This window comes from Candidatus Mesenet endosymbiont of Agriotes lineatus, from assembly GCF_964019585.1.
Taxonomy (GTDB): domain Bacteria; phylum Pseudomonadota; class Alphaproteobacteria; order Rickettsiales; family Anaplasmataceae; genus Mesenet.
The window spans coordinates 1,151,686-1,164,832 of sequence record NZ_OZ026454.1; the positions used below are offsets into that span (position 1 = coordinate 1,151,686).

General features: G+C 32.0%; 8 protein-coding genes and 3 pseudogenes. 5 read left to right on the forward strand and 6 right to left on the reverse strand.

Annotated features, from left to right (window positions below; translation table 11 throughout):
* Nucleotides 1-166: 166 nt before the first annotated feature.
* Nucleotides 167-361, forward strand: coding sequence for a hypothetical protein (locus tag AACL19_RS05300; protein ID WP_339045463.1), 195 nt, complete (start codon nucleotides 167-169; stop codon nucleotides 359-361).
* 920 nt (nucleotides 362-1,281) lie between these two features.
* Nucleotides 1,282-2,500: pseudogene (locus AACL19_RS05305) on the forward strand (IS256 family transposase).
* Nucleotides 2,501-2,608: 108 nt separating this feature from the next.
* Here AACL19_RS05305 and glyA read toward each other — a convergent pair.
* The 3 genes from glyA to AACL19_RS05320 all read right to left on the reverse strand — a co-directional run bounded on the left by glyA (nucleotide 2,609) and on the right by AACL19_RS05320 (nucleotide 6,568).
* Nucleotides 2,609-3,853 (reverse strand): serine hydroxymethyltransferase, encoded by a 1,245-nt coding sequence (glyA, locus tag AACL19_RS05310; RefSeq protein ID WP_339045464.1) that lies wholly within the window; start codon nucleotides 3,851-3,853, stop codon nucleotides 2,609-2,611.
* Between the two features lie 52 nt (nucleotides 3,854-3,905).
* Nucleotides 3,906-4,511, reverse strand: a complete 606-nt coding sequence (locus AACL19_RS05315; protein ID WP_339045465.1) for a hypothetical protein — start codon at nucleotides 4,509-4,511, stop codon at nucleotides 3,906-3,908.
* Nucleotides 4,512-4,648: 137 nt separating this feature from the next.
* Nucleotides 4,649-6,568 carry an ATP-dependent helicase gene (locus AACL19_RS05320; protein WP_339045466.1) on the reverse strand — a complete coding sequence of 640 codons (1,920 nt, stop codon included), beginning with the start codon at nucleotides 6,566-6,568 and terminating at the stop codon, nucleotides 4,649-4,651.
* A gap of 197 nt (nucleotides 6,569-6,765) precedes the next feature.
* On the opposite strand from AACL19_RS05320, the gene AACL19_RS05325 reads away from it, so the two are divergent.
* On the forward strand, nucleotides 6,766-7,494 hold the full coding sequence (locus AACL19_RS05325) for a hypothetical protein (RefSeq protein ID WP_339045467.1): 729 nt from the start codon (nucleotides 6,766-6,768) through the stop codon (nucleotides 7,492-7,494).
* Between the two features lie 54 nt (nucleotides 7,495-7,548).
* Entirely contained in the window at nucleotides 7,549-8,265 is a 717-nt protein-coding gene (locus AACL19_RS05330) for an IspD/TarI family cytidylyltransferase (RefSeq protein ID WP_339045468.1), read from the forward strand.
* Nucleotides 8,266-8,545: 280 nt separating this feature from the next.
* Here AACL19_RS05330 and AACL19_RS05335 read toward each other — a convergent pair whose 3' ends face one another.
* The 3 genes and pseudogenes from AACL19_RS05335 to AACL19_RS05345 form a co-directional block, all read right to left on the reverse strand.
* A complete protein-coding gene (locus tag AACL19_RS05335; protein ID WP_339045469.1) occupies nucleotides 8,546-9,430 on the reverse strand; it encodes a hypothetical protein in 885 nt (294 codons plus the stop codon).
* 1,041 nt (nucleotides 9,431-10,471) lie between these two features.
* Nucleotides 10,472-10,815 (reverse strand): annotated as a pseudogene (locus AACL19_RS07125) (IS4 family transposase); the annotation flags it as partial.
* A gap of 593 nt (nucleotides 10,816-11,408) precedes the next feature.
* The gene (locus AACL19_RS05345) at nucleotides 11,409-11,558 is read right to left on the reverse strand and encodes a hypothetical protein (RefSeq protein ID WP_339045470.1); all 150 of its coding nucleotides are present in this window, start codon (nucleotides 11,556-11,558) and stop codon (nucleotides 11,409-11,411) included.
* 197 nt (nucleotides 11,559-11,755) lie between these two features.
* Between AACL19_RS05345 and AACL19_RS05350 the strand changes: the two are divergent.
* Nucleotides 11,756-12,412: pseudogene (locus tag AACL19_RS05350) on the forward strand (IS5 family transposase).
* Nucleotides 12,413-13,147 lie beyond the last annotated feature (735 nt).

Consider the following 13,147-nt stretch of genomic DNA (forward strand, 5'->3'; position numbering starts at 1 on the left):
AATATTATAAAATTTGTAAGTATGTCACTTAATGGTAAGCTAATCAAGCTATTAAGTAGATGTAGTAAAAATATAGTTCTTCCTAAATCAGGGGGGAGTCAATGCCTAGTTGCAATAACATCTCTACATTAAGACATACAATATATAACTAATTGGATTACTGCTTATGCATCCAGAGGTAGATATTAATGCTAAAGATAGTAATGCTTTGCACTTGGCTATTAGGAAACAAAGTATAAGAGTGATTAGGTTATTACTTCAATACCCAAAGATAGATGTTAATGCTAAGAGTAATTGTGGCGTCTTTCTTACTATCTTCATCTATTTCCATTACAACTATATCAATTCCTATGCTCTGTGAACAGCTATATAAGATAAAATATAAAACGTAAATTAGTATGGACCGAATACATATAAGAGACAAAATAGGAACAAATTTTTGCATTCTTAAAAAGCATAAAAATAAGAAGGTGTGTAGAAGCATATGGTAAAAAGTGGATGCCAATCAAGTCAATTACAGAAGAAAAGATTTAAACAGTGGTGTAAAATTGGAAAAAACTTCTGAAACACAGATCAAGATTTAGAAATGGGACAATAATCCGATCTCACGCTTGGATACAACTGAAGATCAAACCCCTAAATTTACCCTAACATTAGGCTCTGTGAACAAAAAATAAAAAGGTAAAAAAGAAAAGAGGTCTAATTAGTTAAAAAATGGAGAAACTACCGTATACATAAAAAAGGAAACGAATTTTTGAGTTCATAAAAAGTATAAAGGGAATACATAGCAAGAATGAAAATCATAGAAGCAATATGGTATGAAGTGGTTGCCAATGGCGACTTTTGCTGAAGGCAATTACAGACCAACGATTTAAAAGGTGGTGTAAAAAGGGAATTTGGAGAGCATTATTGGTAAGCAATTCCATAATTGATGGAACAATTGTACGTGCTCATCCATAGGTTATGGAAAAAGCTCAAGAGGCCTTAGGACGCAAAAAATTACAACAAGCATGTGTTTTCATTAAAATTTATACTGTCAAAGGAACAAAATTACACAGGCTGAACGAAAAATATCTATTGTAGTGGCTGATAAGTCCTATGACAGCAATGTTTTTGTGGCTAGCCTTGAAAGCAAAGGGTGCAAATTCCGCCAAAAAGGAATAGAAAAGTGCATACAATAAACACCTTTATAAATTGATCGATTTGGGAAAATGAGAACGTTCAACAAACTGTGTCAAACAAAAAAAATAGTAATATTAATATAAAACATGGAGTTGACATATGAACGAAAAAACATCGAATAAAAACACAGGGTTAGTAGACTATAAAGAGTTGGAGAACAATATATTATCATCTATACGAGAAGGTAGGTCTTTAACTGGGAAAGGAGGAGCTTTAACGCCTCTGATCAATAGAAGCAAGTTTAGAAGGTGAAATAGAAAATCACCTATCAAATGAGAATGAAGAAAATAATCGCAGAAATGGCAAAAGTTCAAAATACAGATTCAGACTCATTTGAGCTTATAACGCCTCGGGATAGAGATGGAAGTTTTGAGCCCCAGGTAGTTAGAAAAAGACAGACTAATTTACATCCTGAGCTTGAAGCAAAAATTCTTAGTATGTTTGCCAGTGGTATGAGTTATAAAGACATAACATCGCATATCGAAGAAATTTACGACCATAAGATATCAGCAGCAGCAATATCTAACATTACAGATAAATTATTACCAATAATAAATGAGTGGCGCAGTCGGTCATTACAGGCTATTTACCCAATAATTTTTATGGATGGAATATTTTTCAAAGTTAAAGAGGATGGTAGGTGCGTAAGCAAGTGCATATATAATATACTTGGCATAGATCAAGAGGGTAAAAAAGAGGTATTAGGCTTTTATCTAGCTGAAAGCGAAGGTGCTAATTTTTGGTTAGGAGTATTGAATGATCTCAAAGAAAGGGGTGTGGAAGATATCATGATTGCATGTGTTGATGGGCTTAAAAGCTTTCCTGCAGCCATAAACAGTGTATTTCCCAACGCAGAAGTGCAATTGTGTATAGTGCATCAAATACGCAACTCATTGAAGTATGTGGCTAGCAAAGATGTAAAAGTTTTCATGAGTGATTTGAAGAAAATATATCAAGCTTCAAATAGAGAAATAGCTGAAAATTATTTACTTGAGTTGGAAGAAAAGTGGGGAGCAAAATATCCTATGGTAGTGAAATCCTGGCAAAATAATTGGGAAATGGCTATTTTAAGTATTCTGATCCGGTGAGAAAGCTAGTTTATACTACCAATCCCATAGAGGGACTGCACAGACAAATCAGGAAATTCACTAAAACCAAGGGCTCTTTTACCAGCACAAATGCCTTGTATAAGCAATTATATTGTGCTATAAAAAAGATAGAACAGAAATGGACTATGCCTATATCAAATTGGGCTTTAACCATCTCTCAACTTGATATCTTCTTTCCTAACAGATTGAAAATTCAGTTGAGTTTTTGACACAGTTTGTTGAACACTCCCAAATAAATTTTTATTCAATTTATTAATTAATATCTTAATAAGATACTAGCTCTAGTTTCTTGTATAAGGAAGAAACAAAAACCGCTTCTATGAATAAATAGAATATTTCCTGCAAATATCTTGAACTTCTTTACTTACTTCTTCCTCGACTCCATTATCACTACAACTTTTCAGTATCTTACTTATCATTTTACCTAGCTGCTCAAAATCCTCTTGTGTTAGCCCTCTAGTCGTTTCAGCTGCGCTGCCAAACCGCAAACCAGAAGTAATAAATGGCCCTTTTTCATCAAAAGGAACGGTGTTTTTATTACATACAATTCCAGCCCTCTCTAAGCTATCTACAGCATCTTTTCCTGTTAGTTTTTGAAATCTTAGATCTACTAAAACTATGTGAGAGTCAGTTCCTCCAGTTACAATATTAAATCCTTCTATGCTAAGAGTTTTTGTAAGTGTTTTTGCATTTGCAACGACTTTTCTACTATAATCTTGGAATTCAGGTTTAAGTGCTTCTGCAAAAGCTACAGCTTTAGCTGCAATCACATGCATAAGCGGTCCACCTTGCAGTCCAGGAAAAAGCGCAGATTGAATTTTTTTATGTATATCCTCTTCGTTAGTCATAATTATCCCACCACGTGGCCCGCGCAGAGTTTTGTGTGTAGTTGATGTTATAACATGAGCATATTCTACTGGAGAGCTATAAACCCCACCAACTATAAGACCTGCATAATGAGCAATATCTGCCAAAAGATACGCGCCTACCTTATCTGCAATTTCACGAAAGCTTTTAAAATCTATTTGTCTAGGATAGGCTGATGAGCCTGAAATGATAAGCTTTGGTTTATGTTTTAGTGCAAGGTCTTCAACTTCATTCATGTCTATTAAATGAGTATTCTTATCAACACCATATTGTACTGCATTGAACCACTTACCAGAAAGATTTGGTTTCGCACCGTGAGTTAAGTGCCCACCGCATTCCAGTGATAAACCAAGTATTGTATCTCCAGGGTTAAGTAGCGCCGCAAACACTGCTTGATTTGCTTGCGAGCCAGAATGTGGCTGAACATTAGCAAATTTAACATTAAATAATTTGCATAAACGCTCTATAGCTAAACTTTCTACTTTGTCGACAAAACCACAACCACAATAATATCTCTTGCCGGCATAACCTTCAGCGTATTTATTTGTTAAGATTGATCCTTGCGCTTCTAGCACCGCTCTGCTGGCAAAATTTTCTGATGCTATAAGTTGCAGTTGTGACTGCTGACGTAACAACTCCTCTTGTATGTACGAATAGATACTTGGATCTGAATGTTCTAAATTTGTACTAAACATAACCCTAAAATTTTTAGTGTAGTTAACTACCTATTCTATAACAAGGAATTTTTTAGACTCCAATTAAGTCACATTTTTTTACAAGAACAAATTGTGTAAGTTGGGCATCACTCGAAGGTAAATTAGGATAAAGTCGATTAGCATTTTCTTGATTATCGAGAATTTTATTTATGAGCTTATCTGAATCTTGTACAGTACTTTCCAATTCCTGACAACGTGTTTGCACTTCTTCAAAGCATTTTACATTGTAAGCATCTGCCATTCCTTCAACATATGCACTAGCATAGCTCTTATCACTAATATGTTTGTACATCAAATATATTCCACATTCTAAAGTAGTTATTATTGCATTAAAAACTGGCACACTAATAAGATAAAGTGCAATTGCTAGCCCACCATCCATATTGTACTTTGCTGCCAATTGAAATATAAGAGGGATGGCTATTATTGATAGAAGCATTCCATTAATAGCTGCCATAATACCAAAAGGAGAATCTGAGTTAGAATTTTTAATAACGTTAACTTTTCCACCTTTTTCAATCCAGGTTTGGGCTAGATTATCTATTCTTTCTTTACCTACTCCATGACTTAAACATTGGAATAAAAAATTTTCTAATTTCTTTTTATCGTCTTTTGTAAGAATTGTATTACCTGCCATAACTATTACTCTTATTTTAATTAAAATATTAAGATTTTTATCTAAAAAGTCAAGTCTAAATTTTAACTTAAATTATAATATTATTAATATTCTGATATTACTAAAAGTATCGATTTGTTTAAAAAGCTTTGGCTAGCTCAATAGCAACTCACATTATGTTTTACTATCTCAACATTTTCAGCTGGTAATTCACGGATAAAACGAGAATTTCGCATTGTTTGCCACATATTGTTTATCTCTCTTCTACCTGAACATGAAATGTAAAGCCTTTCTTTTGCTCTTGTCACTCCAACATAGGCAAGCCTTCTTTCCTCTTCTAAAGACTTGCCAGTTTTATCATCGAAGGATCTTTGATGAGGAAAAACTCCCTCTTCCCATCCAGGTAAAAATACGCAAGAAAATTCTAAACCTTTAGAAGCATGTAAGGTCATAACATAAACCGTGTTGTCACTGCTAACGCTATCAATATCGCTAACTAAGCTGATGTGCTCAAGAAAACTTATAGCATCACTAAAGCCATTTAATGCTGACAGCAGCTCCTTTATATTCTCTATACGTGGTAGCCCTGCTGCTCCTTCACTTTCTAGCATTTCTATATACCCAGACTGATCAGCTATCATCTTTGTTGCTTCAGATAAAGGAAATTCTGTAAGTAACTCTTTCCATGAATTTATTTTATCTAATAAATATTGAAGTGTAGCTTTAGTTCTTTCAGTAACTTGTTTGCCATCAATTAGTATTTTGGTTGCTTCAATAAAGGAAATACTATTTTCTTGAGCAATATTGTATATCTTCTTTAAAGTTGTAGCACCTATGCCTCTTTTAGGTCTGTTTATAATCCTTTCAAAAGCAAGATCATCACTACTATTTGTTATAACTCTTAAATAAGCAATTATATCTTTTACTTCCTGGCGATCATAAAATTTAACTCCGCCTACTATTTTATAAGGAATGGAATACTTGACAAAATATTCCTCAAAAACTCTAGTTTGAAACCCAGCTCTGACCAAAACTGCAATATCGCTAAACTTATATTCACTGAGCTTTAGTATAAGCTCCCCAATGTATTTTGCTTCTGCTTTCCCATCCCAAAATTTCATCAGTCCAACTTTTTGTCCGCTACTACTTTGCGTCCATAGAGTTTTTTCTAATCTGCCTTTATTGTTGTTGATTATGCAAGATGCAGTAGCAAGTATGTGAGGTGTGGATCTGTAATTACACTCAAGACGAATTACTTTAGCCTCTGGAAAATCGTCTGAGAATTTTAAAATATTTTCTACTTCTGCTCCCCTCCAGCTATAAATAGACTGATCATCATCTCCAACACAGCAGATATTTTGATGCTTTTGTGCAAGAAGTTGCAGCCATAGGTATTGTATTGTATTGGTATCTTGATATTCATCTACCATTATATATTTAAACTTGTCTTGATAGTAAGAAAGAATGTCGTTATTTTTACTTAAGATTTGTACGTTGTATAACAACAAATCGCCAAAATCTGCAGAATTTAAAAATTTCAGACGTTCCTGATAATGATGGTATACAGTTAGTGCAGTTACATATGACTGCTTAAACAATTCGCTAGCAACAATATCTTTAGGAGATAGTCCTTTTTCTTTCCATTTTTGTATAATGCCAGTGATAACACTATACTTTTCTGCTGAATAGTTTGGATACATGTCACTGATGATATTTTTGACTATCTGCACTTGGTCATCAGTATTGATAATTGTAAAATTGGATTTTAAACCTACAACTTCTGCATGACTACGCAAAATTCTTGCTGCTATCCCGTGAAAGGTGCCAAGCCACATGCCGCTTGCATCTGTTAGCTCCAAAACTCTTAAGAGCATTTCATTTGCAGCTTTGTTAGTAAATGTCACCGCCAATATTTCTTCAGCAAAGGCCAAGCCACATTTAATAATATGTGCAATCCTGGTTGTGATTGTTCTTGTTTTGCCAGTCCCCGCTCCAGCTAGAATAAGAGTAGGGCCACTCGTGTTAACCACAGCAGCTCCTTGCTCCTTGTTAAGTAAGGATAAGTAATCATTTTCCATTTTACTTAACTCATCAACTAAGGCTATAGTGTATCTATATTTCTATTTTTGTAAAGAACTTGCATTATGTATAAATTTTTATCTCAAACAGACAAAAATGCAAATATTCATAGTTTATTAAATCCTAAATTATATGTTGCTCAAGTACATATTTAAAATCATATGATCCCAAATAAGATCCTAAAATATATAAAATTATGAAAAAATTTATCATACTTATGATACTAGTTTTCAGCAATTGTTATGCAAACGTAGCAAAAAATAGCTGCTCAGATGTTATAATAAATCTGCAAAATTGCTTAAAGTATGAATGCTCCTACTTCACAGATACAAAAGATTATATTAAATACACAATACTGGAAAAGGACGATAATAACTTATGCAAGTACATTGAGCAATATAATAACAATATTATGACCTGCAATTATTCTCAAGCTGGGGTGCAAGCTCAGCTTAAGCAGTTAAATAATGAGCATTTAGATATGAATTTACTAGAGAGTATCCAAGCTAAAGAGTGCTTTTTTTCTGACCAAGAAAATGATCAACCAAGTAAAGCAAATTATAAATTATTAGAAAAAACATTAAAAGATCACAGAAAACTAAAAAGTATTTTTTTCAATGAAAAGCTAGTCTATCAATTAAATAGTGCAATAGATCAATTTGATAAAAAAGATGTAGAGGAAGATTCGTTATTTTCTTCAGATAAGATACAGCTAAATTCAATCTTATATTTATCGCAAAATACTTGGAAAATATGGGTTAATGGTAAGCCATTTCAAAATAGTAAGAATCTGCATACCTTACGCGTGACACCAGACTTTGTCCAATTTACGTTGCTGCAAAGTGAAGATATACCTGGTATTACTTTTACACTTTATCCCAATCAAGCTTTAAATATAAGTGATTTATACAATGAAATGAAATAACTTTTTGTAATAAAAAATACTTTATAAGTACAAGAGTTACTGTAACTTATATGTATGACTAAAATTGTTGTTTTAATAGTTGCAGGTGGAGTAGGGGGTAGGTGCAAAGGATATGATTTAATAGTGCCTAAGCAGTATGCAACTATAAAAGATAAGCCAATCTTAACATATACTATTGAAAAATTTTTAAATAACAAAGACGTAAGTCTTGTAAGAACAGTTATAAGAGAAGATCATAAAAATTTATATGAGCAAGCTGTGTCGTTGTTGCCAGATGCAAAATTACTGCATCCAATTTATGGAGGTAAACGCCGTCAAGATTCCGTTCGTTTTGGGCTTGAAAGCATAGTAGATGTAAGTCCCGATATTGTTATTATACACGATGCATGCAGGCCCTTTATTGCCGATAAAACTATAAGTGATATTATTTCATTTTTAAGTAAAAATTGCGAAACAACGCAAGGCGTTGTACCTGCGACTGCAGTTACTGATACTATAAGAGTAGTAGTAGACAACTCAATTAAATCTCACGTTTGCAGAAATACAGTTAAGGCTTTGCAAACACCCCAGGCGTTTAAGTTTAATGATATCCTTACCTGTCATAAATTAGCATACTCAATAGATCCAGGTAAGGAATTCACTGATGACTCTTCTGTAATGATGGAGTTTAATAAATCAGTAGCAGTTATAAATGGTGATGATGATAACCTAAAGATTACAACTAAGGAAGACTTATATACAGCTCAAATTTTACAAAAAGTCATTGCATGAAGATTAAGATGATTTTAAATTTATCAAATGAATATTAATAGAATTTAAACAAAAGTAGCTATTATATTGACTGTTGATAAGCATAGTAAGTAATATTATGTGTTAATATATTAACTATGATATTAAAATTTATGGAAAATTTATGTTACTTTATAAATAATTAATGCAGCAAGGAAAGGTGATGTAGAGAAAGTACGTTCTTTACTGGAATTCGCAGTTTCTGTCATTGATGTATTTGAAATTACAATTTAACTGAAGCAAAAAAACATATTTAACTATGTCATAAAAGTATGTCACGACCCCAATAGTGTATTATCTCTAGTATACTAGTCAACTTGTTTGGTATGTTCGGTATTGTTAATTTACTAGATGACTTTGTGCATGCCTTAAAATTTCTTTGGAGTTTTCTTTTTCTAAAAGGCAAATTACTATTAATTTGATCGTTAAGTGTAGTTTTTCTTTTTGAGCTTGTTTCCAGAATTGGAGTAGTTATATCAGATGAATTTAATTTTATTGTAGATTTTTGCAGTATGTGTTGTCTAAGCTTTTGCAATACATAGGATCTTTCCAAACTTGCTTCTGCATTAGTACTCACAGTAGCACTATTTTCAGCAGTTGAAATAGCTTTAGTACTATTAAATTTTTGCAGTATGTGTTGTCTAAGCTTTTGCAATACATAGGATCTTTCTAAACTTGCTTCTGCATTAGTACTCACAGTAGCACTATTTTCAGCAGTTGAAATAGCTTTAGTACTATTAAATTTTTGCAATACACATTGCCTGAGATGTTGCAATACATTAAATGTAAAACTGCCATAAGAATTTTTAATGTCTTGAAACTCCTTATCTAGTTCTTGAGTATTTTCATCATATTGCAGAATAGTTTCTGAATTTTCATTTACTTGTATCAATTTTATACAATGAGGATAATTTCTTTTAATTTCTTTAAGTTCTTCTGTGTAATTCTTTAAAATAGGATGATTATCCATCTCTATTCTATCATTTAAACTAATACACAAGAGTAGAATAGTAAAGTTAGTACTTAATAAAGGATTTAGTTGTTTTTTAATGCTAGTTTCAAACGACATCAGAAAGGGTATCTTCCGATCATAATTTTCAGCGCTACCCTCTGCTTCAACTACTAATAGCTTTGCTTTTACTTTCATTTTTCCCCCTATAGCATACGTAGAGCTATTTTATAGCCCTTATTAATTTTATATTTTTTCTAACAACTCTTTTACAAAAGGCTTAAAAAAATATTGTGGAATTTAATCCATTACTAGTTAATAGTCAACTAAGTTAAAATATCAGTAGATTAATTTAAAATCTAGAGTCTCATTATTAAAATCATTTTATCAATAAATATGAGTAAATATTCCCGCTTTATATAAAGCATCTACAGAGGGTTTAAAAAAGAATTAAAAGAAATTTTAAAAAACAATAAATTCCTGCTTCCATAGATTTTAAAGTATTGCATATAATGGGGATACCAATCTGGAGAGATAGGTAGTAGATTAGGTGGTCGAGAATTCAGGGCGGAAGAATCTGAATAGTATCAATCTGCTAACATAATCTGATCTATGGGGCACTTTAGAAGAGAACATTAATTTGTTTGACTAAAGTTTGCTGCTGTAGCAGTGAAAGTTAGAGATTGATGAATAGGACCTTCCTAGACCCACATAACGTTCGAGCTATTTTAAGATTTCTGACCTTAAAACAAGATTTTGCAGCTGTATGCCTTAAAACATACGACTATAGCGCTCCCAGCATCAGCTGGTAGTTTCTTGTGGTGGGAACCCACTTGTAAATTAGCTCTCTTTTGATGCGGTCACTCAATTTCTCTCCAGATTGGTGATAAAAAGGTCGAAAGATAAAGATCCAAAATAAACAATGATTTACTGTTTCAATAAACACTGCTTTTATATAACATTTTGAATTTTTTAAACTGAATGAGAAATTATTTTTTATGGTGTTAAAATTTCATGAATAATTTGAAACAAGCTATAAAAAGGGAGTATTCCCCAAACCATACGAGTCAAGTTAAAGTGTTAGAAGATTCAATGAACTTAACTTTCACAGAAAATTGTGACCAAGTTATGGCAAGCTTTTCAAGAAAGATCTTTAAGCCTTTAATTTTATTATTTAACGCTAAAAACAACTCTCTATTTTTAGTTCAATGAACGCCTTTCAGCTCTTTCAGTTTTGTACAACCCATGAAATATAAGAATTGCGCACAATTTAGCATATATTGTATCTTTAAGTTCATCACTTATATAATTTAAATAATTTACTCTGTAAATTGTTAATGGCGCTAATTTTACTGTCTGGAACATTAGTTATGAATATCGACCAATTTTTGATTCTTTTGAGAAGACTTTTTATTAGCCCTTCTTCTTTTGATCTCACTTTAATTTTTCCCTTTCTAGAAATTCTAAACAAACTCTATTTTTTGATTTGTTTCTATGTCATACATATTGGTATCGGATTTATAACGGCTAACAAAATAAGCTCCAGCTTCATCCATTTGTTTATTGGTACAATAAGTCAGATATTAGCAAATCATCAGTTGCCTCTATAACCCTGATCTGTTAGCTCATGATTTAGAATGTAATTTTATCCCATTCATAACCACTATACATATCCTTTATACAAATTTTCCATATCATTAGGTAGGCTAATATAGCCTATGCTTTTAAATTGTTTTAAATTGTGAGATGTTGCTAAATAAAGTTGTTGTACATTCTTTTCATATTCAGTAAACCTAAAATTTAAACCTTACAGAATCTTCATTTAATAATTCCATCTATGTTACCCAAAATCATTCAATTTCTTTTCTGTTATAGTTGATATTTCATCTGCTTTCTCATTACAAAATTCGTTGAGGATAAATTAGTTATTTTTCTCATTATAATTTTTTGTAATAAATTTAAGAGGCCTGTTTTTTTCTTCTCTCCACCAACTTCCCTTATCTGCACTCGTATGGTTTGGAGAATACTCCCATTTTCCCATTATTCAGAGTATACTAATACGCTGACTCTTTTTTCCAGATTTTGAAGCATTTCTGGTAATATCCATAAGTTCTGTATTATTGATTCGTACCAGACTTTTAGGTTGCTTCAAGAATTCTGCTCTTTATTTCTTTCCCTATATCCATAGGTCTTTTTTTAATCCAATTTTCTTCAGTTGAAAATTAATATTACCCCAAAGTTCAGCTATTTTCGATAGCTCCATGCTTTTTAGCAAATTCGATAAACTCATTCCAATTTTATGATTATAGCCAACGCTTCCAGTCATATAATGTTCTATTTTATATCTTATAGCTACAGATTTTCTCCTTCGTCCAATTGCTTTTTTCCTTAAATCATAACTCTGGCATCAACCATCCTAAATCTTTATCTTATCTCATTCGGATCTTTAAAGGAAGGGCTATAACAGCTTATCCACAAACCAAGGAATGTATATTGTAATACTGCATTCAACATGGAATAAGGATGAGAAGAAAGTATCCAACAGATAAAAAAGATAGAGAATGGGAATGGATAGAAAAGCACTTAAAGGTATCGTATGGTAAAGGTCGCAAAAATACAATAAACGGGAGATATAAAATTTCATGTACTACGCACAGTGGCGCTGTTTACCACGCCGCTATGGAAGGCTGTGTATGAGCGAGGTGGAAAAAGCAAGGGATTTTTGAAAATATGATATCACTAAATATAGTAGGTCAAAAATTGGCAGGAGCCTGTATAGTCAGTCAGGACGGAAAAGGGGTATAAAAAGGGAGAAAAAGACATATAATCACGGATACTCAGGTTGCTATGTAGGAGCTGCAAGTGAAAATGACAGAGCATTGGACAATATGAAAGAAAAGTACAGTGATATTAAGAGAATGTGGACCGATATGAAGGAAAAGATTTAAAGGAAAAGAAAAACATGGAATAGATATTGAGATTGTCAAAAGTGCAGATTTTTGGTGCATAAACACCAGAATTGTTTTCACAACGAGATCCAGGATTTACACAAAAAGATGGGCAGTAGTTTTGCTTGGATTAATAGAAATAGGAGGTTATCAAAAGAGTATGATCTGCTAACTACATCATTTTATATATTTAGCTATGAGTAAGGCTATGTTAAGTTGGGAATATTCTTGAATTTACTGCTTTGTAAATAAGTTCTAAATCATAATCTATCCTTGGGATATATGGCAAAAAGAGTCTTATCCTTATTATTTAAACACTGATATTTTAGATACTTTTTTACCCAAGAAATTGTAGATTGTTATTGAAATTATATGATAAATTAATTTATTTATTCTTAATAGATATTAATATCTTAATATGGAGAAAAAATGAACAATGATGCAAATACTACCCAAAATAGAGCCCTGAATGAAAGACAACAATTCAAAGTTTTTAGTAGCAAGTAGTAGAAAATAGTGAAGTCATGGAGCTTATATTGTATAGGGAAATGTTAGATATACAGATTAATGGATAATAAAATCTTTAATCTATGATTTAAAGAGTGTAGAAATGATGCATTTCTATATAATAACCCATAAAAGATATTTTAGTTTTAAAGAAAAAGATAGATAGTGATATAATTGTATTAAGTTTATGTTAAAAATTGCCACCTGAATTCTATACGCAAACGGATTATGCAGCTTTATTACCAAAGATGAAATTGATATTATAATGCTGCAAGAGATAAAAATGAGCAGTTTCCTTATGAACAAATCAGGTTATAAATGATGGATAAAAAGCTAGGTTGCGATATTATCAAATAGTTGAGAAGAACAAGTATTATTGATAATGAAGTTATTTAGAATGTTTGATTGAATGTAGTTTCTTTTTTTGACTTATACCAATACATTATGCTACTGAAATGTA

Bases quoted from the DNA above. Each gene is read 5' to 3' on its own strand.
- AACL19_RS05325 (WP_339045467.1), top strand. From the start codon at position 6,766: ATGAAAAAATTTATCATACTTATGATACTAGTTTTCAGCAATTGTTAT.
- AACL19_RS05300 (WP_339045463.1), top strand. From the start codon at position 167: ATGCATCCAGAGGTAGATATTAATGCTAAAGATAGTAATGCTTTGCAC.
- AACL19_RS05330 (WP_339045468.1), top strand. From the start codon at position 7,549: ATGACTAAAATTGTTGTTTTAATAGTTGCAGGTGGAGTAGGGGGTAGG.
- AACL19_RS05315 (WP_339045465.1), bottom strand. From the start codon at position 4,511: ATGGCAGGTAATACAATTCTTACAAAAGACGATAAAAAGAAATTAGAA.
- AACL19_RS05320 (WP_339045466.1), bottom strand. From the start codon at position 6,568: ATGGAAAATGATTACTTATCCTTACTTAACAAGGAGCAAGGAGCTGCT.
- AACL19_RS05345 (WP_339045470.1), bottom strand. From the start codon at position 11,558: ATGACTGGAAGCGTTGGCTATAATCATAAAATTGGAATGAGTTTATCG.
- glyA (WP_339045464.1), bottom strand. From the start codon at position 3,853: ATGTTTAGTACAAATTTAGAACATTCAGATCCAAGTATCTATTCGTAC.
- AACL19_RS05335 (WP_339045469.1), bottom strand. From the start codon at position 9,430: ATGAAAGTAAAAGCAAAGCTATTAGTAGTTGAAGCAGAGGGTAGCGCT.